The 24950-nt window shown below is 64.5% G+C and carries 22 protein-coding genes and 4 tRNA genes; 3 read left to right on the top strand and 23 right to left on the bottom strand.

All coding sequences use genetic code 11. The features are described from left to right. Positions 1-18 precede the first annotated feature (18 nt). The 20 genes from rpsG to G3A50_RS00740 form a co-directional block, all read right to left on the bottom strand. Positions 19-489 carry a 30S ribosomal protein S7 gene (gene rpsG, locus G3A50_RS00645; protein WP_163073319.1) on the bottom strand — a complete coding sequence of 157 codons (471 nt, stop codon included), beginning with the start codon at positions 487-489 and terminating at the stop codon, positions 19-21. An 11-nt stretch (positions 490-500) separates the two neighbouring features. Next, positions 501-872, bottom strand: a complete 372-nt coding sequence (gene rpsL / locus G3A50_RS00650; RefSeq protein WP_163073320.1) for a 30S ribosomal protein S12 — start codon at positions 870-872, stop codon at positions 501-503. A 538-nt stretch (positions 873-1410) separates the two neighbouring features. Then, positions 1411-1605 carry a hypothetical protein gene (locus G3A50_RS00655; RefSeq protein ID WP_246251988.1) on the bottom strand — a complete coding sequence of 65 codons (195 nt, stop codon included), beginning with the start codon at positions 1603-1605 and terminating at the stop codon, positions 1411-1413. Between the two features lie 101 nt (positions 1606-1706). After that, positions 1707-2006: a hypothetical protein gene (locus G3A50_RS00660; RefSeq protein ID WP_163073322.1), complete on the bottom strand. Its 300-nt coding sequence runs from the start codon at positions 2004-2006 to the stop codon at positions 1707-1709. A 325-nt stretch (positions 2007-2331) separates the two neighbouring features. Continuing rightward, complete coding sequence (rpoC, locus tag G3A50_RS00665; RefSeq protein ID WP_163073323.1) at positions 2332-6522, bottom strand: DNA-directed RNA polymerase subunit beta'; 4191 nt, start codon at positions 6520-6522, stop codon at positions 2332-2334. A gap of 127 nt (positions 6523-6649) precedes the next feature. Then, positions 6650-10780 (bottom strand): DNA-directed RNA polymerase subunit beta, encoded by a 4131-nt coding sequence (rpoB, locus tag G3A50_RS00670; RefSeq protein WP_163073324.1) that lies wholly within the window; start codon positions 10778-10780, stop codon positions 6650-6652. Positions 10781-11045: 265 nt separating this feature from the next. Continuing rightward, the gene (gene rplL / locus G3A50_RS00675) at positions 11046-11420 is read right to left on the bottom strand and encodes a 50S ribosomal protein L7/L12 (protein WP_163073325.1); all 375 of its coding nucleotides are present in this window, start codon (positions 11418-11420) and stop codon (positions 11046-11048) included. 48 nt (positions 11421-11468) lie between these two features. Further along, positions 11469-11987 carry a 50S ribosomal protein L10 gene (gene rplJ / locus G3A50_RS00680; RefSeq protein ID WP_163073326.1) on the bottom strand — a complete coding sequence of 173 codons (519 nt, stop codon included), beginning with the start codon at positions 11985-11987 and terminating at the stop codon, positions 11469-11471. Between the two features lie 497 nt (positions 11988-12484). Continuing rightward, entirely contained in the window at positions 12485-13186 is a 702-nt protein-coding gene (gene rplA / locus G3A50_RS00685) for a 50S ribosomal protein L1 (protein WP_163073327.1), read from the bottom strand. 4 nt (positions 13187-13190) lie between these two features. Next, positions 13191-13640 (bottom strand): 50S ribosomal protein L11, encoded by a 450-nt coding sequence (gene rplK, locus G3A50_RS00690; protein WP_163073328.1) that lies wholly within the window; start codon positions 13638-13640, stop codon positions 13191-13193. Between the two features lie 254 nt (positions 13641-13894). Next, positions 13895-14272 (bottom strand): ribbon-helix-helix domain-containing protein, encoded by a 378-nt coding sequence (locus tag G3A50_RS00695; protein WP_163073329.1) that lies wholly within the window; start codon positions 14270-14272, stop codon positions 13895-13897. Positions 14273-14377: 105 nt separating this feature from the next. Then, entirely contained in the window at positions 14378-14992 is a 615-nt protein-coding gene (locus G3A50_RS00700; RefSeq protein ID WP_163073330.1) for a DJ-1/PfpI family protein, read from the bottom strand. A 171-nt stretch (positions 14993-15163) separates the two neighbouring features. Then, the gene (gene nusG, locus G3A50_RS00705; RefSeq protein WP_163073331.1) at positions 15164-15694 is read right to left on the bottom strand and encodes a transcription termination/antitermination protein NusG; all 531 of its coding nucleotides are present in this window, start codon (positions 15692-15694) and stop codon (positions 15164-15166) included. An 11-nt stretch (positions 15695-15705) separates the two neighbouring features. Then, positions 15706-15903 (bottom strand): preprotein translocase subunit SecE, encoded by a 198-nt coding sequence (secE, locus tag G3A50_RS00710; RefSeq protein ID WP_163073332.1) that lies wholly within the window; start codon positions 15901-15903, stop codon positions 15706-15708. A gap of 178 nt (positions 15904-16081) precedes the next feature. Then, positions 16082-16158: transfer RNA gene (locus G3A50_RS00715), tRNA-Trp, on the bottom strand. Positions 16159-16563: 405 nt separating this feature from the next. Next, the gene (locus G3A50_RS00720) at positions 16564-16836 is read right to left on the bottom strand and encodes an Ada metal-binding domain-containing protein (protein WP_163073333.1); all 273 of its coding nucleotides are present in this window, start codon (positions 16834-16836) and stop codon (positions 16564-16566) included. 83 nt (positions 16837-16919) lie between these two features. Beyond that, positions 16920-17219: a hypothetical protein gene (locus G3A50_RS00725; protein WP_246251990.1), complete on the bottom strand. Its 300-nt coding sequence runs from the start codon at positions 17217-17219 to the stop codon at positions 16920-16922. Positions 17220-17387: 168 nt separating this feature from the next. Further along, a complete protein-coding gene (gene tuf, locus G3A50_RS00730) occupies positions 17388-18578 on the bottom strand; it encodes an elongation factor Tu (RefSeq protein ID WP_163073317.1) in 1191 nt (396 codons plus the stop codon). Positions 18579-18807: 229 nt separating this feature from the next. Further along, a tRNA-Gly gene (locus G3A50_RS00735) sits at positions 18808-18881 on the bottom strand. Between the two features lie 44 nt (positions 18882-18925). After that, positions 18926-19010, bottom strand: a tRNA-Tyr gene (locus tag G3A50_RS00740). Positions 19011-19249: 239 nt separating this feature from the next. Here G3A50_RS00740 and G3A50_RS00745 point away from each other — a divergent pair. Both G3A50_RS00745 and G3A50_RS00750 read left to right on the top strand, forming a co-directional pair. Beyond that, positions 19250-20092 carry a TrmH family RNA methyltransferase gene (locus G3A50_RS00745; protein WP_163073334.1) on the top strand — a complete coding sequence of 281 codons (843 nt, stop codon included), beginning with the start codon at positions 19250-19252 and terminating at the stop codon, positions 20090-20092. A gap of 328 nt (positions 20093-20420) precedes the next feature. Beyond that, positions 20421-22091 carry an MFS transporter gene (locus G3A50_RS00750; protein WP_210255193.1) on the top strand — a complete coding sequence of 557 codons (1671 nt, stop codon included), beginning with the start codon at positions 20421-20423 and terminating at the stop codon, positions 22089-22091. Between the two features lie 164 nt (positions 22092-22255). Here G3A50_RS00750 and G3A50_RS00755 read toward each other — a convergent pair whose 3' ends face one another. The 3 genes from G3A50_RS00755 to G3A50_RS00765 form a co-directional block, all read right to left on the bottom strand. Then, positions 22256-22597 carry a RidA family protein gene (locus G3A50_RS00755; RefSeq protein ID WP_163073335.1) on the bottom strand — a complete coding sequence of 114 codons (342 nt, stop codon included), beginning with the start codon at positions 22595-22597 and terminating at the stop codon, positions 22256-22258. A gap of 97 nt (positions 22598-22694) precedes the next feature. Beyond that, positions 22695-23321: an OmpA family protein gene (locus G3A50_RS00760; protein ID WP_163073336.1), complete on the bottom strand. Its 627-nt coding sequence runs from the start codon at positions 23319-23321 to the stop codon at positions 22695-22697. 35 nt (positions 23322-23356) lie between these two features. After that, positions 23357-23779, bottom strand: coding sequence for a hypothetical protein (locus tag G3A50_RS00765; protein ID WP_163073337.1), 423 nt, complete (start codon positions 23777-23779; stop codon positions 23357-23359). Between the two features lie 890 nt (positions 23780-24669). On the opposite strand from G3A50_RS00765, the gene G3A50_RS00770 reads away from it, so the two are divergent. After that, positions 24670-24744: transfer RNA gene (locus tag G3A50_RS00770), tRNA-Thr, on the top strand. The last annotated feature ends 206 nt before the right edge of the window (positions 24745-24950 follow it).

Genomic DNA, 24950 nt, shown 5'->3' on the forward strand with positions numbered 1-24950 from the left:
TCGTCCCGGCTTTCTTCATCACCAGCGATAGTGAGAGAAGGCGCGGTTTGCCTCCGCCATGCGGTGCGTATCTTCACGTTTCTTCACGGCAGTGCCGCGGTTGTTCGAGGCATCGAGCAGTTCGCCCGACAGACGCTCGACCATGGTCTTTTCGTTGCGAGCACGCGCCGCAATGATCAGCCAACGGATCGCCAGCGCCTGACGACGCTCGGGACGAACCTCGACGGGCACCTGGTAGGTGGCGCCACCAACGCGGCGCGAACGCACCTCGATGGCCGGGCTGACATTATCCAGAGCCGAGGTGAACACACCCAGCGGCTCGGCCTTGGCACGGTTCTCAACGAGATCGAGAGCGCCGTAGACAATCTTCTCGGCAACCGACTTCTTGCCGTCATACATGACGGCGTTCATGAAGCGGCTCAGCACTTCACTCCCGAACTTCGGATCGGGGGTGACTTCGCGGCGCTCTGCACGGTGACGACGGGACATCGCTCAGATCCTCACTTCGGCCGCTTGGCGCCGTACTTCGAACGGCGCTGCTTACGATTCTTGACGCCCTGGGTGTCGAGCACGCCACGGATGATGTGGTAGCGCACGCCCGGAAGGTCCTTCACGCGGCCGCCGCGGATCATCACCACGGAGTGCTCCTGAAGGTTATGGCCTTCACCAGGGATGTAACCGATGACTTCATAGCCATTGGTCAAACGAACCTTGGCGACCTTACGAAGGGCCGAGTTCGGCTTCTTCGGGGTCGTGGTGTAGACGCGGGTGCAAACGCCGCGCTTCTGCGGGCTGGCCTGAAGTGCCGGAACCTTGTTCCGGGCTTTCTGGGCTTCCCGCGGCTTGCGGATCAGCTGGTTGATCGTCGGCACGTCTCTCGCCTTCGTCTCGCTGCGCCAAGGACGCAAGCGTCCCGCGCTAACCCAATTCCGCGGCCGCAACCGCATGAAACTCTCTAGAGGCAGGAACTTTTCGCGTGACCACCGGCCAAGCCGGCATCCGGGCAACCTGCGAACGAAAGAAGCGCCGCCGGCCAAAACCTGGCCGAGGGCGCTGCACGTTCAGAGGACCACGCTTAGGGCTTTCGCCACAGTATCGCGCGGTCTTGCGCCGGATATGGTCTCACTTATGTCCCAGCAGCGTCTCGGAATTCCCTGTCCGGGCTTGGCGCCCCGACACATCGTTTCCGACCTGCCTGCCGTGAAAGTAGGCGCCTTCTACGCGCCGACTCGCGTTTCGTCAAGCCCGTTGCTGTATTTTGGCCGCCCGGATGCCCCTGCGAGGCGCGATGGTCATTAGATTCCATCGGTTCGGCCCGTTACGCAACAAAATGAGTCCATTTGCCATGCCCGCACGTCCCAGGCGGGCGCATCAAACCGGACATACGACTCGGGCGTGAGCCCGTTCCGGTCAACTTGCGAGAATCTGTTGGTATTCGCGGGCGAGAGAATCGATTTCGGCGGCGGTGAAAGGCCATGTGCCGTCCAGCAGCCCTTCGCGAATCTCATTTGCCAGCACCGGCCAGAATCGATCGGCCAGTTCGTTAGCCCTCGGTTCCTCAATTCCCTTCGCCTTCAGGTCGAGAAGGCAAATCTCACGAGCCATCTGCTCGATCCGCTGCACGGTCGTACCCCATGAACGCAACCACGGAGGCCCCTCGGCCCCGCTTCAGTGGTGCATCTATAAGGCTTCCAAGGCGTTCCGCACTACGAAAATAAGCCGGCCGAACGGTGCGGATCCGCCGGTACGGCGAAGACCAGGCCAGCCGGCGTCAAATCCTTGATCACAATGGCCACGGAGCGCCCGCTTTCGAGCACGAGCACCGCGCGCTGCGCGCTGCGGGCCTCGATCATCGTCGCCACTTCGGCGCGCAGGACCCCATCCGCGGTAGCCTGCGAGCTGCCCGCTCCAGCCGGGCGTCGAATCGTGATCTCGTAGCGTGCGGTCGACGAGCCGAAGCCGAGCGTCCGCAACCACCCCTCCCCCTTGACGATTGTCGCCGTCATCGCGCCATCCCTGAATTCTGCCCTTGGGCCCATTGCTCGCCAGCCGCCCCCGGACGGTCCATCCGAACCGGCGCGCGGCGGAGCGAGCCCGCGCCAGCGCCGAACAGAGTCTCAGGCCGGACTACTTAACGTCACCTTTCGCATGACACCGTCTCGCGCGCCCAAAACGATACCGCACGTGGAGCGGCCGGCACATGAATACCTAGAGGTGTGATCTGGCACTAAGCCGCCTCAAGCTCCGCCATCGCACCGCATGGCCCCAACGCAGAAAGGGCCACTCCGTTGCCGGAGCGGCCCTTTCATTTCACCTCAATCGCGGCGCCGATCACTCGGCGGCGGCGGGACCCTCGATCTGAGGGACACCAGCGGCTGCGTTATCCTGCTCGTTCTGCGCGGCGATCAGGTCGTCGCGGGTCGTGGCGGTAACACGCAGCTTCGCCATCTGGGCGCCAGTACCGGCCGGGATCAGACGGCCGACGATGACGTTTTCCTTCAGGCCGGCGAGATCATCGGACTTGCCGTTGACCGCAGCCTCGGTCAGCACCCGCGTCGTCTCCTGGAAGGAGGCGGCGGAGATGAAGGACCGCGTCTGCAGGCTCGCCTTGGTGATGCCCAGCAGCACCGGATGGCCGCTGGCGGGCTTCTTGCCCTCGGCGATGAGCACTTCGTTGAGTTCGTTCATCTCGGACGCGTCGATCTGCTCATTGGTGAGCAGGTCGCTCTCGCCCGGATCATCGATCTCGACCTTCTGCAGCATCTGGCGAACGATCACCTCGATGTGCTTGTCGTTGATGAGCACGCCCTGCAGCCGGTAGACCTCCTGGATTTCGTTGACCAGATAGGCGGCGAGTTCCTCGACGCCCTTGATCGCCAGAATGTCGTGCGGCGCCGGGTTGCCGTCGACGATGAAGTCGCCCTTCTCGACGAGGTCGCCATCCTGCAGATGGATGTGCTTGCCCTTCGGGATCAGGTACTCGGACGTATCGTCATTCGAGTCCTGCGGCTCGATGCTGACGCGACGCTTGTTCTTGTAGTCCTTGCCGAAGCGAATGGTGCCCGCGATCTCGGCGATGATCGCCGCATCCTTCGGACGCCGTGCCTCGAACAGCTCCGCCACCCGCGGCAGACCGCCGGTGATGTCGCGGGTCTTGGCGCTTTCCATCGGCACGCGGGCGAGCACGTCACCCGCCTTGATCGCGGAACCCGGATCGCAGGAAAGGATCGCCTCCACCGGCAGCGTGTAGCGGGCATCGCCGCCACGGGCCAGCTTCAGCACCTTGCCATCTTCGCCCTTGATGACGATCGAGGGACGAAGTTCCGAACCACGGCCCGTACGCCAGTCGATGACGACGCGCTTGGCGATACCGGTCGACTCGTCGACCGTCTCGCTGAGCGAGGCACCTTCCACCAGATCCTCGTAGCCGACCGTACCCTCGACCTCGGTGAGGATCGGGCGGGTATAGGGGTCCCACTCCGCGATACGCTGGCCGCGTTTGATGGCGTCGCCCTCGTCCACCTTCAGCTTGGCGCCGAACTGGATGCGGTGCGCCGCCTTCTCCGAGCCGTCGTGATCGATGATCAGGACGGAAAGGTTGCGGCTCATGGCGATCAGCGCGCCCTCCGAGTTCCGCACCACGTTGCGGTTGCGGATCTTCACCGTGCCCTCGAAAGAGGCCTCGATGAAGGACTGCTCGGAAAGCTGCGCCGCGCCGCCGATGTGGAAGGTACGCATGGTGAGCTGGGTGCCCGGCTCACCGATCGACTGCGCCGCGATGACGCCGACCGCCTCACCGAGATTGACCGGCGTACCACGTGCCAGATCGCGACCGTAGCAGGTGCCGCAGACGCCGTTCTTGGCCTCGCAGGTCAGCACCGAGCGGATCTTGATCTCCTGGACGTTGGCCTTGGTGATGCGTTCGACATCGGCCTCGTCCAGCATCGTGCCAGACGGCACGATGACATTGCCGGTGGCGCCCTCGATCACGTCTTCAGCCACAGTGCGGCCGAGGACGCGCGAACCCAGCGTCGCAACGATCTGCCCGGCGTCGATGATGGCGCGCATGGCGATGCCGTTGTCCGTACCGCAGTCGCGCACCGTGATGATGCTGTCCTGCGCCACGTCCACCAGACGGCGGGTGAGGTAGCCCGAGTTCGCGGTCTTCAGCGCGGTGTCCGCGAGGCCCTTACGAGCGCCGTGGGTCGAGTTGAAGTATTCGAGAACCGAAAGGCCTTCCTTGAAGTTCGAGATGATCGGCGTCTCGATGATCTCGCCCGACGGCTTGGCCATCAGGCCGCGCATGGCGGCCAGCTGGCGCATCTGCTCGCGCGAGCCACGGGCACCGGAGTGCGCCATCATGTAGATCGAGTTGATCGGCTTGGCGCGGCCGGTTTCGGCGTCGATCTTGACCGAGGAAATCTCGGCCATCATCTCGTCGGCGAGGCGCGCGGAGCACTTGCCCCACGCATCCACGACCTTGTTGTACTTCTCGCCCTGCGTAATCAGGCCTTCATTGTACTGCTGCTCGTATTCCTTCGTGAGCGAGCGGGTCTCTTCGACCATGTCCCACTTCTTCGCAGGCACGACCATGTCGTCCTTGCCGAAGGAAATGCCGGCCCGGAACGCGTTGGTGAAGCCAAGCGTCATGATCCGGTCGCAGAAGATGACCGTCTCCTTCTGACCGCAGTGGCGGTAGACGGTGTCGATCATGTTGGAGATCTCTTTCTTCGTCATCAGCTTGTTGACGACGTCAAAAGAGGTCTTCGAGTTCTTCGGCAGCAGTTCACCCAGCTTCATGCGGCCAGCGGTGGTCTCGTAGATCTTCGAGACGGGCTTGCCCTCCTCGTCGACGCCGATGTACCGCCCGCGCACCTTGGTGTGCAGGGTGATGACCTTGTTGGCGAGCGCGTGGTCGATCTCGCCCATGTTCGCGAACGCCATGCCCTCGCCGGGCTCGTTGTCGCGCATCATGGTCAGATAATAGAGGCCGAGCACGATGTCCTGCGACGGCACGATGATCGGAGCGCCGTTGGCGGGGTGCAGGATGTTGTTGGTCGACATCATCAGCACGCGCGCTTCAAGCTGCGCTTCGATCGACAGCGGCACGTGCACCGCCATCTGGTCGCCGTCGAAGTCCGCGTTGAAGGCGGCGCAGACCAGCGGATGAAGCTGGATCGCCTTGCCCTCGATCAGCACCGGCTCGAACGCCTGGATGCCCAGACGATGAAGCGTGGGCGCGCGGTTCAGCATTACCGGATGCTCGCGGATCACCTCGTCGAGGATGTCCCACACCTCGGGACGCTCCTTTTCGACGAGCTTCTTCGCCTGCTTCACGGTCGAGGACAGGCCCTTCGCGTCAAGACGCGAATAGATGAAGGGCTTGAACAGCTCGAGAGCCATCTTCTTCGGCAGGCCGCACTGGTGCAGCTTCAGCTCGGGACCAACGACGATCACCGAACGGCCGGAATAGTCGACGCGCTTGCCGAGCAGGTTCTGGCGGAAACGGCCCTGCTTGCCCTTCAGCATGTCGGCGAGCGACTTCAGCGGGCGCTTGTTGGCACCCGTGATGACGCGTCCGCGACGGCCGTTGTCGAACAGCGCATCCACCGACTCCTGAAGCATGCGCTTCTCGTTGCGGATGATGATGTCCGGCGCCTTCAGCTCGATCAGCCGCTTCAGGCGGTTGTTACGGTTGATCACGCGACGGTAGAGGTCGTTCAGATCGGACGTGGCGAAGCGGCCGCCGTCGAGCGGAACCAGCGGACGCAGGTCCGGGGGAATGACCGGAACATGAGTCAGGATCATCCACTCGGGCTTGTTGCCCGAGAGCTGGAAGGCCTCGACGATCTTCAGGCGCTTGGCGAGCTTCTTCGGCTTCAGCTCGGTGGTCGCCTCGGCGATCTCCTTGCGCAGATTGCCGGCGATCTTCTCCAGATCCATGCTGCGCAGCAGCTCGCGGATCGCCTCCGCGCCGATCAGCGCGGTGAAGCTGTCATCGCCATATTCTTCCTGCGCACGCAGATAGTCCACTTCCGAGAGGAGCTGACGCTCCTTCAGCGGGGTGAGACCCGGCTCGATGACGCAGTAATATTCGAAGTACAGGATGCGCTCGAGGTCCTTGAGCGTCATGTCGAGCAGCAGGCCGATGCGGCTCGGGAGCGACTTCAGGAACCAGATATGCGCGACAGGAGCGGCCAGCTCGATGTGGCCCATGCGCTCACGGCGCACGCGCGAGAGGGTGACCTCAACGCCGCACTTCTCGCAGATGATGCCCTTGTACTTCATGCGCTTGTACTTGCCGCACAAGCACTCGTAATCCTTGATCGGCCCGAAGATGCGCGCGCAGAACAGGCCATCGCGCTCGGGCTTGAACGTCCGGTAGTTGATCGTCTCCGGCTTCTTGATCTCGCCGAAGGACCACGACAGGATTTTCTCCGGACTCGCGATCGAGATCTTGATCTGATCGAAAGTCGGCGCCGGCGTGGCCGGACTAAAGAGATTCATGACCTCTTGATTCATCGCCGTCTCCTTCGGCTGGACCCAGCCCCCGCCGTCGCGGATCGCTGAGGTCGCTGAAAAGTCTGATCTAGGACGCGGTCGAAAGACGCGGGTGCCCGTACGGCACCCGCGTCCTCAGGACAATCGATCATTCCGCAGCCGGCATGCTTTCGCCGGCGCCGGGCACCGCGGCCTGGGTCTTGGAGTTCATCAACTCCACATTCAGACCCAGGGAGCGCATTTCCTTGACGAGCACGTTGAAGCTCTCGGGAATGCCCGCCTCGAAGGTGTCGTCGCCGCGCACGATGGCCTCGTAGACCTTGGTGCGGCCAGCCACGTCGTCCGACTTCACGGTCAGCATTTCCTGCAGCGTGTAGGCGGCGCCGTAGGCTTCGAGCGCCCACACCTCCATTTCGCCGAAACGCTGTCCGCCGAACTGCGCCTTTCCGCCCAGCGGCTGCTGGGTGACGAGCGAGTACGGGCCGATCGAGCGTGCATGGATCTTGTCGTCGACGAGATGATGCAGCTTCAGCATGTAGATGTAGCCGACCGTCACCTTACGATCGAACTGCTCGCCGGTCCGTCCATCGAACAGCGTCGACTGGGCCGACTTGTCGAGACCTGCCAGCTCCAGCATGCGCTCGATGTCCGCTTCGCGGGCACCGTCGAACACCGGGGTGGCAATCGGCACGCCGCGACGCAGGTTCGAACCGAGCTCCACGAGTCCCTCTTCGTCGAGGGAGTCGATGGTCTCGTCCGGGCCGTAGATCTCCGTGAACGCCGTCTTCAGCGGAGCAATGTCGTTCGCCTCGCGATATTTCTCGATCGCGTTGTCGATCACCCGGCCAAGACCCGCGCAGGCCCAGCCCAGATGGGTCTCCAGGATCTGCCCGACATTCATGCGCGAGGGCACGCCGAGCGGGTTGAGCACCATGTCGACCGGGGTGCCGTCCTCAAGGAACGGCATGTCCTCGACCGGAACAATGCGCGAAACCACGCCCTTGTTGCCGTGCCGGCCGGCCATCTTGTCGCCCGGCTGGATCTTGCGCTTCACGGCGATGAAGACCTTGACCATCTTCATCACGCCGGGCGGCATTTCATCGCCGCGCTGCAGCTTCTCGACCTTGTCGAGGAAGCGCTGCTCAAGGCGCTTCTTCGACTCATCGTACTGATTCCGGATCGCTTCCAGCTCAGTCATGATCTGGTCGTCGGCGATCGCGAACTGCCACCACTGGCTGCGCGGATAGTCGGTCAGCACCGTGCGGGTGAGGACCGTATCCTTCTTGAAGCCCTTGGGCCCGGCAATGCCGGTCTTGCCGTCCAGAATCTCGGCCAGACGACCGAAGACGTTACGATCAAGGATCGCCTGCTCGTCGTCGCGATCCTTGGCGAGACGCTCGATCTCCTCGCGCTCGATAGCCTGGGCGCGCTCGTCCTTGTCGACGCCGTGGCGATTGAACACGCGCACTTCGACGATGGTTCCCGTCACGCCCGGGGGCACGCGCAGCGAGGTGTCGCGCACGTCGGCAGCCTTTTCACCGAAGATGGCGCGGAGAAGCTTCTCCTCCGGCGTCATCGGGCTCTCGCCCTTCGGCGTGATCTTGCCGCAGAGGATGTCACCCGCCTGAACCTCGGCACCGATATAGACGATGCCGGCCTCATCCAGGTTCTTCAGCGCTTCTTCCGACACGTTCGGAATGTCGCGCGTGATTTCCTCGGGACCCAGCTTGGTGTCGCGGGCCATCACCTCGAACTCTTCGATATGGATCGACGAGAAGATGTCGCCCTTCGAAATGTTCTCGGACAGGAGAATCGAGTCCTCGAAGTTGTAGCCATTCCACGGCATGAACGCGACGAGGATGTTCCGGCCGAGCGCCAGATCGCCGAGGTCGGTCGAGGGACCATCCGCGATGATGTCGCCCTTGCTCACCCGGTCGCCGACACGCACCAGCGGACGCTGGTTGATGCAGGTCGACTGGTTGGAACGCTGGAACTTCTGCAGCCGGTAGATGTCGACGCCCGACTTCGACGGATCGTTCTCTTCCGTCGCGCGGATGACGATACGGGTCGCGTCCACCTGGTCGACGACGCCGGTGCGGCGGGCGCCGATGGCGGCACCCGAGTCACGGGCGACCACGGCTTCCATGCCGGTGCCGACAAACGGCGCATCGGCGCGAACCAGCGGCACCGCCTGGCGCTGCATGTTCGATCCCATCAGCGCGCGGTTGGCGTCGTCGTTCTCAAGGAACGGAATCAGCGCCGCGGCGACAGACACCAGCTGCTTGGGCGACACGTCCATGAAGTCGACGCGGTCCGGGGTGACCAGAAGCACGTCGCCGGCATGGCGGCACACGATCAGGTCTTCGGTGAAGCGGCCTTCCGCGTCGAGCGGAATGTTGGCCTGCGCGACGTGGTACTTCCCCTCCTCCATGGCGGAGAGATAGACCACTTCGTCCTGAACCTGGCTGTCCTTCACGCGGCGATAGGGCGCCTCGATGAAGCCGTACTTGTTGACGCGGGCAAAGGTCGCCAGCGAGTTGATGAGGCCGATGTTGGGGCCTTCCGGCGTCTCGATCGGGCAGATGCGGCCGTAATGCGTCGGGTGCACGTCGCGCACCTCGAAGCCGGCACGCTCGCGCGTCAGACCGCCCGGTCCAAGCGCCGAAAGGCGACGCTTGTGGGTGATCTCCGAGAGCGGGTTGGTCTGATCCATGAACTGCGAGAGCTGCGAGGAACCGAAGAACTCGCGCACCGCCGCTGCGACGGGCTTCGCGTTGATCAGGTCCTGCGGCATCACGGTGTCGATGTCGACGGACGACATACGTTCCTTGATGGCGCGCTCCATGCGCAGCAAGCCGACGCGGTACTGATTTTCCATCAGCTCGCCGACAGAACGCACACGGCGGTTGCCGAGATGGTCGATGTCGTCGATCTCGCCCTTGCCGTCGCGCAGTTCCACCAGCGTCTTGATGACCGCGAGAATGTCCTCGCGGCGCAGCACGCGCACGGTGTCCTCGGCGTCGAGGTCGAGGCGCATGTTCATCTTGACGCGGCCGACAGCGGACAGATCATAGCGCTCGCTGTCGAAAAACAGCGAGTGGAACATGGCCTGCGCGGAATCGACTGTGGGCGGCTCGCCCGGACGCATCACGCGATAGATGTCGAACAGCGCATCCTCGCGGGTGACGTTCTTGTCGACGGCCAGCGTGTTGCGGATATAGGCGCCGATATTGACATGATCGATGTCGAGGATCGGCAGCTCGTCATAGCCGAGCTCCTCAAGCTGCTTCAGCAGCTTCTCGGTGACTTCCTCGCCGGCTTCGACGTGGATCTCGCCGTTCTCGGGGTTCACCATGTCCTCGGCCACGTAATGGCCGATCATCTCTTCTTCCGGGATCTTCAGCGCCTTCAGGCCACTTTCCGCCAGCAGGCGGGCCTGACGAACGGTCACCTTCTTGCCGGCCTCGATCACGACTTCGCCGGTATCGGCGTCGACCAGATCGCTGATGGCCTTGTAGCCCTTCATCCGCTTGGGATCGAACGGCATGCGCCATCCGCCCTTGGTGCGGGTGTAGGTGATGGTGTCGTAGAAGGTGCTCAGAATCTCTTCGCCGGCGAGGCCGAGGGCGAACAGAAGGCTCGTCACCGGAATCTTGCGGCGACGGTCGATACGCGCGAACACGATGTCCTTGGCGTCGAACTCGATATCGAGCCAGGAACCGCGATAGGGAATGATGCGGGCGGCGAAGAGAAGCTTGCCCGAGGAGTGCGTCTTGCCCTTGTCGTGATCGAAGAACACGCCCGGGGAACGATGCATCTGCGAGACGATCACGCGCTCGGTGCCGTTCACGATGAACGTACCGTTCGAGGTCATCAGCGGGATGTCGCCCATATAGACGTCCTGCTCCTTGATGTCCTTAACGGACTTGGAGCCGGAATCGGGGTCGATATCGAACACGATGAGACGAAGCGTCACCTTCAGCGGCGCTGCGAATGTCATGCCGCGCTGGCGGCACTCATCCACGTCATACTTCGGCAACTCGAAATCGTAGCGGACAAATTCGAGCATGGCTGCGCCCGAAAAGTCCGAGATCGGGAAAACCGACTTGAAAACCGCCTGAATGCCGTCGTCCGCGCGACCGCCCTTCGGCTCAAGGATCTGCAGGAACTGGTCGTAGGATGCCTTCTGAACCTCAATAAGGTTCGGCATCTCTGCGACTTCCTGGATCTTGCCGAAAAACTTGCGGACCCGCTTACGACCGGTGAACGTCTGCGCCATGTCGCTCCTCGCTCCGTCCGAGTACCCGTCCGCGCCCTACCGGCCGAGGGCGAACCCCTTGGACGGTGCGACGCATGCTGGCGGAACAATCCGACGAGGATACGGCACGCCGCCCCCTCGTCCTGCTCCGCGCCGACGGCTCGCCAGGAAACCCCGCGCGGGGGTCTCCGGGGAAGCCGTCGTGCTTCCCTTGCCTTGATGCCGACGGCGCGACGCCGACGGCAGAGGCCGCCGGCGTACCGGCGGCCTCACATCGATCAGAAGCTCACTTGAGCTCGACCTTGGCGCCAGCCTTCTCGAGCTGGGCCTTGAGCTTCTCGGCTTCGTCCTTGGTGACGGCTTCCTTGACGGGCTTGGGAGCGCCTTCGACCAGATCCTTGGCTTCCTTGAGGCCCAGGCCGGTGATGGCGCGGACTTCCTTGATGACCTCGATCTTCTTGTCGCCGGCGGCAGCCAGGACAACGGTGAACTCGGTCTGCTCTTCGGCAGCCGGAGCGGCAGCGCCGGCCGGGGCAGCGGCAACGGCCACGGCGGCCGCGGCGGAAACGCCCCACTTCTCTTCGAGGAGCTTCGCGAGCTCGGCAGCCTCGAGAACGGTCAGGTTGGACAGCTCGTCAACGAGCTTCGACAGATCAGCCATTTACTTAAGTCCTTGGATTTCGGTTCGAACCAGTATTACCGGGAAGCCTCACGCGGCTTCGTTCTCTTTGGCATAGGCCCCAAACACGCGGGCGAGCTTCGCCGCCGGCGCGGTGGTGAGCTGGGCGATCTTGGTCGCCGGGGCCTGAATGAGGCCAACCAGCTTCGCACGCAGTTCATCAAGGGAGGGCATGGTGGCCAGGGCCTTCACACCATCCACGTCAAGGGCCGTCTTGCCGAAGGCTCCGCCCAGGATCACGAACTTGTCGTTAGCCTTGGCAAAGTCGACAGCAATCTTCGGCGCCGCAACAGGATCGCTCGAATAAGCGATGATCGTCGGACCCTTCAGCAGGGAACCGACATGTGCGACGTCCGAACCTTCGAGAGCGATCTTGGCGAGGCGGTTCTTTGCCACCTTCACGGTCGCACCAGCCGCACGCATCTGACGGCGCAGGGCCGACAGCTGGGCGACGGTGAGGCCGGAATAGTGGGCCACGACGACGACAGAGGTGGTCTTGAACACCTCTCCCAGCGACGCGACGAGCTCTTCTTTTTGTGCTCGATCCACTTCACTTGCTCTCCGGTGGCGAGGAAGAGGACTTCCCCGCCGGGTTTGCGCCTTGCCGCCTCCCACAGGGAGAAGCGACGGTTAGTATCCTGCCCCCCTTGGGACCGGAAAAACCGGCCAAGGCGCTGGTGGTTCGAGCCGAAATCCAAGTCCCGGCAAGCCGGAACCCATCACTGCGGTCGTACCCCGTCTATGCTGGCCCCGAAGTGGGATTAAGCTGCCTCGAATAGACAGCACCGGCAGTCTCGGACAGGACTTTAGCCGGCAGGGCGAGCCCCACCGGCCTCTTCACCCGGTTTTACGCGGGAGAAAGCCTCGAATCTTATCGGCTCCGCACCCGACTCGCGTCGGGGGCGAAACCGCCCATATAGAGGGTCGATTGGGATTTGTCACCCCTACTACCACCCAGGGCTTGACAAATCCACCCCTTCGAGATCACGGCGCCGCGACCGTCCCTTCTGGAAGGTCGGCCGCGGTCCGCTGTCATCGGAAGGACCTCAGCCCGCGCTCAGTACCGTGCCCGGCTCGATCTTCAGGCCGGGGCCCATGGTCGAGGAGACGGCGATACGCTGGACATAGGTGCCCTTGGCGCCGGTCGGCTTGGCACGGACCACCGCGTCGGCGAAGGCGCGGATGTTCTCAGCCAGCTTGTCGGCCGGGAACGAGACCTTGCCGATGCCGGCGTGGATGATGCCGGCCTTCTCGACGCGGAACTCGACGGCGCCGCCCTTGGCGGCTTCGACAGCACCCTTCACGTCCATGGTCACCGTGCCGACCTTGGGGTTCGGCATCAGGCCGCGCGGGCCGAGCACCTTACCCAGACGGCCGACCAGCGGCATCATGTCCGGCGTGGCGATGCAGCGATCGAACTCGATCGTGCCGCCCTGAACGGTCGCGAGCAGGTCTTCGGCGCCCACGACGTCGGCACCCGCGGCCAGGGCTTCGTCAGCCTTGGCGCCACGTGCGAACACGGCAACGCGCACGGTACGGCCCGAGCCGTTCGGCAGCTGACACACGCCACGGACCATCTGGTCGGCATGGCGGGGGTCGACGCCGAGGTTCAGCGCCACTTCGACGGTCTCGTCGAACTTGGCGGTGGCCTTCTCCTTGAGGAGCGTCAGAGCCTCGTCGAGGCCGTACAGCTTCGTGGGATCAACACCCTCACGGACGGCGCGAACACGCTTGGAAATCTTTGCCATCAGCTCAACCCACCACCTGGAGGCCCATCGAACGGGCGGAGCCCTCGATCATGCGAACCGCGGCTTCCACCGTCTCGCAGTTGAGGTCCTTCATCTTCTTCTCGGCGATCTCGCGGAGCTGTTCGCCGGAGACCTTGCCAACAAAGCCGCCCTTGCCCGGGGTCTTGGAACCGGAACCGGGCTTCTTCTTGGTTTCAAGGCCGGCGGCCTTCTTCAGGAAGTAAGAGACCGGGGGGGTCTTCAGCTCGAAGGTGAAGGAGCGGTCCTGATACGCGGTGATCAGAACCGGAATGGGCATGCCCTTTTCCATCTGGGCGGTCTGCGCGTTGAACGCCTTGCAGAACTCCATGATGTTGAGGCCGCGCTGGCCGAGCGCGGGGCCGATCGGCGGGGCGGGATTCGCCGAGCCGGCCGGCACCTGCAGCTTCACATAGCCGGTGATTTTCTTCGCCATGCTGAACTCCTCGACGTCGCGACTGCCGGCCGCAAACGCCAAAGCACACCGTCGCGACGGCGACGTCGCGGGCGGTGCATATTGAGGATCGCGGTTACGGCACGCTTGACCCGGCTGGCGAACCGGACGCACCTCCCGCGTATGGGTGCATCATTCGATGCGGTCGCCGCGATACAGCAAATCCGGGGAAAAGGAAAGCCCTGCCCTGCCCGATCATGTGGGCGGGCGCATTTCGTGGTGTCCCGAACGGGCGCTCAGGCCACCGAGGGCAGTCCCTCGCGCCGCCGCGAGCGGCGGGCCTCCCGCGCCAGGATCGCATTGGCATCGAGGCTGCGAATCGGCGTCGACAGGTCGCGCGGCACGTCGCCTTCGAGCTGCAGCGCGAGATAGCGCCCGCAGCACACTCTGAGAAACGAGGCGAAGTTCTCGACCTCGCCATGGGCGAAGGTCAGTTCCTCGTGAAGCTTGGCCAGCAGTTGCGGCAAGCTCATGCCGTCGCGACGGGCGATTTCCTCCAGAACCTGCCAGTACAGGTTCTCAAGCCGAACGCTGGTCGAGAACCCATGCAGACGCACGGATTTGAGGCGCGTTTGCCACAGGTGCGGATCGGCCTCGATGAAGAGCTGGCACATCGCCCCCTCCTTTGGCGGCGGGGTTGCACACACCCCGCCGGCATTCTAGCCCCGATCGCCCGGCACGCGAACCCCCGCCTGCGGCGTCCGGTTCGGGCGCTGGCGTCACGCCGCCTCGCGCACGCCGGTCTTCACCTCGCCATGGGCGATGGAGGTGCCGAGCACGGTGAGGAACTGGCCGATCCAGGCCGGGTGTGCCGGCCATGCCGGCGCGGAGACCAGATTGCCGTCCGTCACTGCCGCATCGATGGCGATATCGGCATAGGTGCCGCCGGCCAGTTCCACCTCGGCGCGGCAGGCGGGATAGGCCGAGCATGTCCGCCCTTCCAGCACGCGCGCCCCGGCCAGGAGCTGCGCGCCATGGCAGATCGCGGCAACCGGCTTGTTGGCGGTGAAGAAGTGCTGGACGATTTCGACCACCCGCGCGTTCATGCGCAGATATTCCGGCGCCCGCCCACCGGGAATCACCAGCGCGTCGTAGCGCGCGGGGTCGATGTCGGCGAAGGTCGCGTTCAGCGCGAAATTGTGGCCGCGCTTTTCCGAATAGGTCTGCTGGCCCTCGAAATCATGGATCGCGGTGGCGATCGCGTCGCCGGCCTTCTTGTCCGGGCACACTGCGTGCACCGTGTGGCCGACGGCGAGCAGCGCCTGGTAGGGCACCATAAGCTCGTAATCTTCCACATAGTCACCGGCGATCATAAGGATGCGTTTGGCCGCCATTTCATATCCTCCCATGTTTTCAGCCTTCTTGGCTGGGCGAGGATAGGCCGGGCGGGACCTGCGCGGGTGTTAACCCGCTAACGCGCGGACACCGGCAGCCGCGCGCGGTCCCAAAACGGAAAAAGGCGCGGACCAGACCGCGCCTTTTCACATCCGTCGATCCGCGGGAGATCAGGTCTTTTCGACCTGCGCGTATTCCAGCTCCACCGGCGTCGCGCGGCCGAAGATCGACACCGCGACCTTGAGGCGCGAGCGGGCGTCGTCGACTTCTTCCACGATGCCATTGAACGAGGCGAAGGGGCCGTCGGCCACCTTGACCGTCTCGCCAACCTCGAAGGTGATGGAGGGCTTCGGCCGCTCGATGCCTTCCTGCACCTGCTGAAGGATGCGCATGGCCTCCTTCTCGGAGATCGGCATCGGCTTGTTGTCGGCACCGAGGAAGCCGGTGACCTTCGGTGTGTTCTTGATGAGGTGGAAGGCCTCGTCGGTGAGGTCCATCTTCACCAGCACGTAGCCGGGGAAAAACTTGCGCTCGGCATCGATCTTGCGGCCGCGGCGCACCTCGACGACCTTCTCGGTCGGCACCAGCACCTGTTCGAACAGGTCGGTGACACCGCGCTGGGCGGCCTGTTCCTTGATGGAGTCCGCGACCTTCTTCTCGAAGTTCGAATAGGCGTGGACGATGTACCAACGCATAGGCATCGCGTGTCTCCTCAACGACCAATCTGAAGCAATTGGCCGATCACGAAGCTCAGGATCTGATCCGCGACCAGGAAGAACAGCGAGGCCAGTACAACCATGACAAAGACCATGGCGGTGGTGATCAGCGTCTCGCGACGGGTCGGCCAGCTGACCTTGCGGGCTTCCGTGCGGACCTGCTGAAAGAACTCGACCGGGTTCGTCTTCGCCATGCTCGTCTCGAAATGCCTCTGTTGCGTGAGAAAATCACGCAGCTGCGGAAAACCGTGCGGCAACCGGAAAGGCTCCCGCATCTTCAATCGTCCATACGCACGAAGCGGGCGTATAGCCCGTCAGACCGCCTCGCGTCAAAGGACGTCTTCAGTTTGCCCGCCGCCCGCCGGAAAAGGGTGGCAGGAGTGGAGGGACTCGAACCCCCAACCCCCGGTTTTGGAGACCGGTGCTCTAACCAGTTGAGCTACACTCCTAGATCGGCACCTCGAAGCGGGAGCCTCGGCCCACCAGCTTCAGGGGACGATCGCACCGGGTGGCTGAAACCGCCCCGGCGCATCGGCCGCGTGTGTGTAGTGGGCCGCGCGCCGCGTGTAAAGAGGAGCCGCGCGCGTCAGTTGACATCCTTGGCCCCGGCCGGCGAACGCGCCCTCCCCGCGGGTCCGCCAAGGCCGGCCCGGAGCGCGTGACGCGCAACGCGGCCGGCATGCCGCGCCGGACAGGCCCCTCCGCGATTCGCGCCCTTCCCCCGACGCGCAGCGCCGGTGTCGCGCGCCCCAGGGTGCGTTCTCATCGAATGGGGCGAGAATCAGCTGGCGCGATCGATCGCGGCGCCGGCGGGCCCGTCGCCCCTCAGGGAGGCGCGGCCCGGCCAGGACGCGTCATCCGCCCTTGGGGTTGGCGATGCGCCACGTGCGATAGGTCTCGCGCAGACAGGCCGCGCAGGGCCGATACCCGGCCTCGATCGCCGTTGCCTCGTCCGCGAAGAAAACCCGGTGCGGGATATAGCCTCCGCGAGCAATCGCGCGCAGCGCGGCCGGGCAGTCCAGCCGGCCGTAGACTTTCGTCTGCCGATGCCCGCCCAGCAGACCCGGCACCTCGCTCTGGTAGACGCGCCCATCACCGCCGAGCAGTTTGTAAGTCCTGGCGGTCACTGGCCACCTCCCCGCACCCGCATCCTACGCCGACGTCCACTCCACGGAACCCGGGGGGGGACAGAATCGATTGCTGAGGCCGTTCAATCTGGGGTGGCCCCCTTGGCGCCCGCCGGTGACTTGCCCAGCGCACAGTCGCGGTTGAGGCCCGTACCGGGCGCGTTCTCGAACCGGCAGCGGGTTTTCGGCGGGTTTCCACAGACGCGGGACAGGTTCTTGAAGCTGACGCAGTTCCCATCCGGCCCGCGATAGCCAGGTCCGCCCTTGCAGCCGCACCCCTTGCAGGGCGGCCGTGCCGGGCAGGCCGCGTGCACGGGCACGGTGAGCAGCAGAAGGCCGGTCACAACGCACAGCGGGATCAGGCGACGCGCGGCAGGAAGCATGTCGGGAGCTTCGCTGAAAGCGCGCACCGCCTCAAGATACACGCTAAGCGTGCGTGCCCGTCTGTGCCGACACCCACGAGGCAACCGCCCAAAACAAAAGGGAGCGCGACACGCGCGCTCCCTTCCGGAAGTCAGAGGATCAGGAGGGACCGTTACCGGCCCCGCCCCTCACTCGATGATCGAGGCGACGACGCCGGCGCCGACGGTGCGGCCGCCTTCGCGGATAGCGAAGCGCAGCTTCTCTTCCATCGCGATCGGCACGATCAGCGCAACGTCAACCGTGATGTTGTCGCCCGGCATCACCATCTCGGTGCCTTCGGGAAGCGTCACGATGCCCGTCACGTCCGTCGTGCGGAAGTAGAACTGGGGACGGTAGTTGGTGAAGAACGGCGTATGACGGCCGCCTTCTTCCTTCGTCAGGATGTACGCCTCGGCCTTGAACTTGGTGTGCGGCTTCACCGAACCCGGCTTGCACACGACCTGTCCACGCTCCACGTCCTCACGCTTCGTGCCGCGAACCAGAATGCCGACATTGTCGCCGGCCTGGCCCTGGTCAAGAAGCTTGCGGAACATCTCGACGCCGGTAACCGTCGTCTTCGTCGTCGGGCGGATGCCGACAATCTCGACTTCCTCGCCGACCTTGATGATGCCGCGCTCGACGCGACCCGTCACGACCGTGCCGCGACCCGAGATCGAGAACACGTCCTCGATCGGCATCAGGAACGGCTGGTCAACCGGACGCTCCGGCTGCGGGATGAACGAATCAACCGCTTCCATCAGCTTCAGAACGGCCTTCGAGCCAAGCTCCGGATCCCCGTTCTCCAGCGCCACAAGCGCCGAGCCACGGATGATCGGGATGTCGTCGCCCGGGAAGTCGTACTTCGACAGAAGCTCGCGAACCTCAAGCTCGACAAGCTCAAGAAGCTCTTCGTCGTCGACCATGTCGCACTTGTTCAGGAACACCACCAGCGCCGGAACGCCGACCTGGCGCGCCAGAAGGATGTGCTCGCGGGTCTGCGGCATCGGGCCGTCAGCCGCCGACACGACCAGGATCGCGCCGTCCATCTGCGCCGCGCCCGTGATCATGTTCTTCACATAGTCCGCGTGGCCGGGGCAGTCGACGTGCGCGTAGTGACGGTTCGCGGTCTCGTATTCGACGTGCGCCGTCGAAATCGTGATGCCACGCGCCTTCTCTTCAGGCGCCTTGTCGATCTGGTCGTACGCCGTAAACGTCGCGCCGCCCGTCTCCGCAAGAACCTTCGTGATCGCCGCCGTCAGCGACGTCTTGCCATGGTCAACATGGCCAATCGTCCCAATGTTGCAGTGGGGCTTCGAACGGTTGAATTTCTCTTTGGCCATAACTCTCTTCCCTCAGCGACGTCCGGGGGCCGCAAATCGGGGGCGTGGATAGGCGGTTTCCCACCAATCCGCAAGGACAGATTCGGTTTGGACGACCACCGGCACGGCGTGGGCGGCAGCTGCCCCCATGCCCGTTCCGGGCGGTCGTCGGTACGCGGTGATCGCACATCGTGACAGGAAGATGTCGAGCCGACGCGCGGAACGTTTATCAGGTCGTATGAAAGGCCGCTGGAGCGGGTGAAGGGAATCGAACCCTCGTCATCAGCTTGGAAGGCTGTTGCTCTACCATTGAGCTACACCCGCAGGCGGCGAGCCGCGAAGGCGATCTGCAGCGAGAGCTGCGGACGTGGTGGGGGAGGTAGGACTCGAACCTACGAAGGCATAGCCAGCGGATTTACAGTCCGCCCCCTTTGCCGCTCGGGACACTCCCCCAAAGTCACTTTTTTAAAGTCACTTGAGCACGTCAGTCAGTCGCAACCGGCACGAAGGGCCGCCGGCTGGACCGCGCGGGAGGCGTTAGTCGTTCTCCCGTGCGGCCGGCTTTATGGTGAGGCGCCCCTTGCCTGTCAACCCCGCTCCCGGAAGCTGTCCCCGATGGTGACGCGCCACGAACACCTCGTGGGCCATAAACGCAAATTGCCAATCGCTCCCGGCCGTGACAGAAGCGCGGCATGAACGATCGTCCCCGCACGCCCTCCCATCGGCCGCAACGCCCTTTCCCGCCTCGTCCGGGCGGTGCCGGCGCGCGCCATGGCGAGCGCGAGCGTCCGGCCGGACGCCCCTTCGGCGAGTGGCCGGCAGACGTCGCCATTCTCTATGGCTGGCACAGCGTCAGCGAAGCGCTGCGCAATCCGCAGCGTCGTGTGCGCAAGCTCATGGCGACCGAGAATGCGTTGAAGCGACTCACCGACGAATCGGTACCGATGACCGTCGAGCCGGAAGTCGTACGCCCCGGCGCGATCGACCGGCTGCTGGACAAGGATGCGGTGCACCAGGGCCTGCTGCTGGAATGCGATCCACTGCCCTCGCTCACGCTGAAGGAGGCCGCCCATTGCGACCTTCTGCTGGTGCTCGACCAGATCACCGATCCGCACAATGTCGGCGCCATCGTGCGCTCGGCGGCGGCGCTGAAGGTCGGAGCCATCGTCACCACGGCGCGCCATAGCCCGGCGGCGACCGGCGTGCTGGCGAAGAGCGCGAGCGGCGGGCTGGAGCATGTGCCGTTCTGCTTCGTCGGCAATCTTTCCCGCGCGCTGGACGAATTGAAGGACCACGGCGTGCTCGTGGTCGGGCTCGACAGCGAGGGGGCGGCGGATCTGACCGACACCGCGCTGCGCGCCCCGCTGGCGCTGGTGCTCGGCGCGGAGGGCAAGGGCCTGCGCCAGCTCACGCGGCAGACTTGCAACGTGCTGGCGCGTATCGACCTTCCCGGCGCGATCGTCAGCCTCAACGTGTCGAACGCGGCCGTGCTGGCGCTGCACATCGCGCGGCGGGCCATCGCCCGGCAGGGCTGAAGCGCCCCGCCTCGCGGCGAGATCTTCGCCGATCCGGTTACGACCAATTGCCAATCGTCAAGACCCCCTGTTTTCGTCAAGCTTTCCTTTGAGGCAGCGACGGAATCAAAGAATTGCGCGCGCCTGTTGACCGGGGAAGGCCGCCGCTAGACTTGCCGCGGACCACCTCCGGGAGGAAACAGCCCGAGCGGACGGTGTTCCCCATTGGAACCCCCAAACTCGATCAAGATAAAAAACGGGTTTCGACACCGAAGCTCGAGTGTTGGCGTGCGTCCTGCGATGCGCGGCTGGAATTTTGCGCGACTTATCACTGGGGAAGGGAACGGATATGAGCGTTTCAACTACGGCCCGCGCCAAGGCAGGGCCTATGACGAAGGAAGAGAGGAAGGTTATCATAGCCTCCTCTGCCGGCACGGTCTTCGAATGGTACGATTTCTACCTGGCCGGTTCGCTTGCCGCCAACATCGCCGCCACCTTCGTGCCGGGCACCAATGACACGGCGAAGTTCATCTTCGTGCTGTTCGGCTTTGCCGCCGGCTTCGCGGTGCGCCCCTTCGGTGCGCTCTTCTTCGGTCGTCTCGGCGATCTGATCGGACGCAAATACACCTTCCTCGTCACCATGACGCTCATGGGCATCTCGACCTTCCTGGTCGGCCTGCTGCCCAGCTATGACGCGATCGGCTACGCCGCGCCGGTGATCTTCATCGCCTGTCGTCTGCTGCAGGGCCTTGCGCTCGGCGGCGAATATGGCGGCGCGGCGACCTATGTCGCCGAGCACTCGCCCCATGGCCGGCGCGGCTTCTACACCTCGTGGATCCAGACCACCGCGACGGTCGGCCTGTTCCTCTCGCTGCTGGTCATTCTGACCCTTCGTCTTTCCATGTCGCCGGAATCCTTCGCGGCCTGGGGCTGGCGCGTTCCGTTCCTGCTGTCGATCATCCTGCTCGGTTTCTCGATCTGGATCCGCCTGCAGCTGAACGAATCTCCCGCCTTCCAGAAGATGAAGGCGGAGGGCAGCCGCTCCAAGGCGCCGCTCACCGAGGCGTTCGGCCGCTGGTCGAATGCCAAGATCGCGCTCATCGCGCTGTTCGGCGGCACCGCCGGCCAGGCCGTCGTCTGGTACACGGGCCAGTTCTATGCCCTGTTCTTCCTGACGCAGACGCTGAAGGTCGACGGCACGACGGCGAATCTGATGATCGCCGCCAGCCTGCTCATCGGCACACCGTTCTTCATCTTGTTCGGCTGGATGTCGGACAAGATCGGCCGCAAGCCGATCCTGATCGCCGGCTGCCTGATTGCGGCGGCGACCTACTTCCCGCTGTTCGAGAACATCGCCCGCATCGCCAATCCGAAGCTGATGAGCGCGACGGAGAGCGTCACGATCGACATCAAGGCCGATCCGGCGAGCTGCGGCACCCTGTTCGACCCGGTGGGCGTGCGCGTGTTCACCCGGCCCTGCGACGTCTTCCGCCGCACGCTGGCGACCAACGCCATGCACTACAAGCTCACCCCCGCTGAAGCCGGCGCGCCGATCAGCGTGACCGTCAACGGCACCGATGTCGCCATTCCCGACACCGACAAGACCGGGGCCTCTGTCGTTGCCGCCGCCCAGGCGGCCGGGTACCCCGTGAAGGGCGACACCTCGATCCTCACGGCGCCCTCCATCAGCCAGGTGCTGTCGAACGAGCGCTCGCTGTCGATCATCGGACTGCTCTTCATCCTCGTGCTCTATGTCACTATGGTGTACGGCCCGATCGCCGCGCTGCTGGTCGAACTGTTCCCGACCCGCATCCGCTACACCGGCATGTCCCTGCCCTACCACATCGGCAATGGCTGGTTCGGTGGCTTCCTGCCGCCCACCGCCTTCGCCATCGTGGCGGCCTCGGGCAACATCTTCTCCGGCCTCTGGTACCCGATCATCATCGCCCTGATGACGGTGGTCGTGGGTCTGCTGTTCCTGCCGGAAACCAAGAACCGCGATCTCGACAACTGGCATTGAGCCACGGGACCCGCCGCTTTCGGCGGGTCTCCTCTCTTGCCTATAAGGACCCGCCGCGCGCCGGCGGGTCGCCTGAAACGCAGAACGGCCCCGTCGCGAGACGGGGCCGTTTTGTTGTCGGCGTGCGTTGGTGTCCCGCGTTGCCGTGAAGAGCGCGGCGCCGTTCAGAGCGCGGCGGTGACGACGATCTCGACCTTGTAGTCCGGCGTCGCCAGCGCGGCTTCCACCGTGGCGCGGGCGGGCGTGTTGCCGGCGGCGACCCAGCCGTCCCACGCCGCGTTCATCTCGCCAAAGGTGGCCATGTCGGCGAGATAGATGGTGGTGGTGAGCAGCTTGCTCTTGTCGGTGCCGGCCGCCGCCAGCAGCGCGTCGATCTGCGCCAGCACGGCCTTGGTCTGGGCACCCACGCTCTCGCCGAGCGCGACCTGCCCGGCGAGGTAGACCACGGAGCCGTGCACCACGGCCTGGCTCATGCGGGGCCCGATCTCGATTCTCTTGATGCTCATCTGCGGAAACTCTTCGTTGGAAAAAGAAAGGCCGACCGATGCACATGGCACCGGCCGGCCCTGCTAGCACGATATGGGCGGCAACGCCGCCCGGATATCACTGCGGGTTCAGCGTCGCCTTCGGCATCGGCGCAACGGTGCCGATGTTGAAGATCTGCACCCGACGGTTGATCGGGTCATCCGGCTTGGAAGGCACCTGCAGCGCCTCCTGGCCGAGGCCCAGCGCCTGCAGGCGGTCCGGCGACACGCGGAACAGCGTGACCAGGGCCTGCACGATGGCGTCGGCGCGCTCCTGGCTGAGCTTCAGATTGTAGGCGCGCGTGCCGGTGGCGTCGGTGTTGCCGACCACCACGAACTTGTAGTTCCACAGGATCGGGTGATGCATCGCGTCAGCGATGGAACCCAGCGTGGCGTAGGACTCCGGACGAATGATCGAGGAGTTCAGCGCGAACTGGATCTGCACCGTGATCTGCGCCAGCTTGTCGAGCTTCTTGGCGATCTCGGACTTGTTGAGCGAAAGCGGCTGGTTGGCCGCCACCGCGTCCTGCGCCATCTTGCGGAGCAGTTCGACAGTCAGGCTGGGATCGTCATTGGTGACGCCCGAAAGACCCTTCATGATCTGAGTGTCAGTCATTTCGGTCTGGGCGCTGGCGCTGGTGGCCAGCGGCGCGGCGAGCACTGCGGCGAGGGCAAGCCCCCCGAAGAGGCGGGTAAAGCGGGTCATGTTCTGTCTCTATCCCCTGAGCGTTGCCGTGTTCGTCAATTGGCCCAGCCGGCGTCGACCAGCGTCTGCTGGCAGGCGGGGCGCACGACCTTTGACGAGGCGAGGAGGCAATCGAGCAGATTCGCGTCACCCGGCTGGACGCCGGAGCAGAACTGCTGAGCGCTGGCAGCGCATGCCTTCCACGCGCCCTGCTGGGCAGCTACGCGCTTGGCGATCGAAGCCTGCACCGCGGCGAAGTCGTCGAAGCACTGCTTCGGCACCTTGTCCTGGTTGGCCTGCAGGCACTGCTGCACCGTACCGGTGCCAATATTGTCCTTCGAGCAGAAGCGCTCGATCGAGGGACCACAGCTCTTGGCAATAAGCGCGCCCGCCTGACCATAGCTCATGGTCTGAGCTGACGCCGGGCCAGCCATACCGGCCAGCAACAGAGCGCCGAGCGCTAGAAACGTTCCCTTCATCTCTTCCCGCCTCCCGAGAGGTTGAATCATGACCGGCAGCGACGCCGCCGGAAGGGAAGATAGGCTGACAGAAACAGCAACATCTCCCCGCTGACTCGTCTCGCAGATGCGGAGCCTTGGCGCAATCGTTGAATCCACGATTCTACCGCCACTCCAGCTCGGTCTCACCATGTGAAGGATCAATGAATGCCGCCCTCATACTGAAATCACCGGTGGGGGCCATGAACGTAACCATAGGGAATTCTCTCGGAGCGCCGTTCCGTGTTGCGTCGTTCGATCGGCACGTTCATCGCCGCGCCCCTCGCGGCGCACCTTCCGAGCTTCGACACCGCCGGCAATGGCGGTGTCCGCCACGGCCGACCGCAACCGCATCAACGCACAGCCGGAGATACGCGGCACCCGCGCCGACTTCTCCCCGCATGATGAGCCGGATGAGCTGCCGCACGCCGTCGCAGCGATTCGAACGGATGATGACCGACGCGGTGGCCGCGACACGCCGCTGGGCGTTCCGCCAAGGGCAGATGGCCTTCCCTGGCGGGCGCGGGGCTTCAGATCGGCCGTTGGACCGCCCCTGTCGGGGCGTGCGCCGCCCCGTTCCAGCACCCCGCCCTCGCCCGTGGCGCTGGAACCGCCTTGACCCTCGCCCGGACTTGGTGGATTAGGGCTTGGTCGGCGGCCTGAACTCAGGCTGCCCGGCCGTGCCTCGCCTCCCCTGGCCGGCGCCGCGTTCCTCGCCGAGGCACGTGACCGGCGTCCGGGGCCGCGCTCGACCCGGTTCCCTCAAGGCGCCGGAGGGCGCGAGAGCGAGCCGAACGAACCCGGCCCAGCGCTTAGTTTCAAGCGTGGTCGGGGCGACTATCAGACCGGCACCTTCTCTGCGGTGCCCGGAAGCCGGCGTAGCACAGCGGTAGTGCAGCGGTTTTGTAAACCGAAGGTCGGGAGTTCGATCCTCTCCGCCGGCACCATTTCCCACTCGACAACAGATCCGTCCTGCCGGCCTCTTGGCTTCACATTTGAGACCGACGCGCGTGCCCGAGAGCGGCGCGAAAGACCTCCGGCATCGAGGCCATGCCCGCGGTCGGCGAAACACCCGACGCACGTAGGAAGACGGCTCAAAGGCCGCCCTCGGCACACAGCACCCCTGGCATGCACGGACAGGCTCGATCTCGCC

It is taken from the genome of Ancylobacter pratisalsi (assembly GCF_010669125.1).
Taxonomy (GTDB): Bacteria; Pseudomonadota; Alphaproteobacteria; order Rhizobiales; family Xanthobacteraceae; genus Ancylobacter; species Ancylobacter pratisalsi.

Excerpts from the sequence above, each read along its gene's own strand:
- G3A50_RS00655 (WP_246251988.1), bottom strand. The coding sequence starts at position 1,605 with ATGGCTCGTGAGATTTGCCTTCTCGACCTGAAGGCGAAGGGAATTGAG.
- G3A50_RS00745 (WP_163073334.1), top strand. The coding sequence starts at position 19,250 with ATGAACGATCGTCCCCGCACGCCCTCCCATCGGCCGCAACGCCCTTTC.
- G3A50_RS00755 (WP_163073335.1), bottom strand. The coding sequence starts at position 22,597 with ATGAGCATCAAGAGAATCGAGATCGGGCCCCGCATGAGCCAGGCCGTG.
- G3A50_RS00700 (WP_163073330.1), bottom strand. The coding sequence starts at position 14,992 with ATGGCGGCCAAACGCATCCTTATGATCGCCGGTGACTATGTGGAAGAT.
- G3A50_RS00725 (WP_246251990.1), bottom strand. The coding sequence starts at position 17,219 with ATGCTTCCTGCCGCGCGTCGCCTGATCCCGCTGTGCGTTGTGACCGGC.
- G3A50_RS00695 (WP_163073329.1), bottom strand. The coding sequence starts at position 14,272 with ATGTGCCAGCTCTTCATCGAGGCCGATCCGCACCTGTGGCAAACGCGC.
- G3A50_RS00765 (WP_163073337.1), bottom strand. The coding sequence starts at position 23,779 with ATGAAGGGAACGTTTCTAGCGCTCGGCGCTCTGTTGCTGGCCGGTATG.
- secE (WP_163073332.1), bottom strand. The coding sequence starts at position 15,903 with ATGGCGAAGACGAACCCGGTCGAGTTCTTTCAGCAGGTCCGCACGGAA.
- rpsG (WP_163073319.1), bottom strand. The coding sequence starts at position 489 with ATGTCCCGTCGTCACCGTGCAGAGCGCCGCGAAGTCACCCCCGATCCG.
- tuf (WP_163073317.1), bottom strand. The coding sequence starts at position 18,578 with ATGGCCAAAGAGAAATTCAACCGTTCGAAGCCCCACTGCAACATTGGG.
- nusG (WP_163073331.1), bottom strand. The coding sequence starts at position 15,694 with ATGCCTATGCGTTGGTACATCGTCCACGCCTATTCGAACTTCGAGAAG.
- G3A50_RS00660 (WP_163073322.1), bottom strand. The coding sequence starts at position 2,006 with ATGACGGCGACAATCGTCAAGGGGGAGGGGTGGTTGCGGACGCTCGGC.
- rpoC (WP_163073323.1), bottom strand. The coding sequence starts at position 6,522 with ATGAATCAAGAGGTCATGAATCTCTTTAGTCCGGCCACGCCGGCGCCG.
- rplL (WP_163073325.1), bottom strand. The coding sequence starts at position 11,420 with ATGGCTGATCTGTCGAAGCTCGTTGACGAGCTGTCCAACCTGACCGTT.
- G3A50_RS00750 (WP_210255193.1), top strand. The coding sequence starts at position 20,421 with ATGAGCGTTTCAACTACGGCCCGCGCCAAGGCAGGGCCTATGACGAAG.
- rpoB (WP_163073324.1), bottom strand. The coding sequence starts at position 10,780 with ATGGCGCAGACGTTCACCGGTCGTAAGCGGGTCCGCAAGTTTTTCGGC.
- rplA (WP_163073327.1), bottom strand. The coding sequence starts at position 13,186 with ATGGCAAAGATTTCCAAGCGTGTTCGCGCCGTCCGTGAGGGTGTTGAT.
- G3A50_RS00760 (WP_163073336.1), bottom strand. The coding sequence starts at position 23,321 with ATGACCCGCTTTACCCGCCTCTTCGGGGGGCTTGCCCTCGCCGCAGTG.
- rplK (WP_163073328.1), bottom strand. The coding sequence starts at position 13,640 with ATGGCGAAGAAAATCACCGGCTATGTGAAGCTGCAGGTGCCGGCCGGC.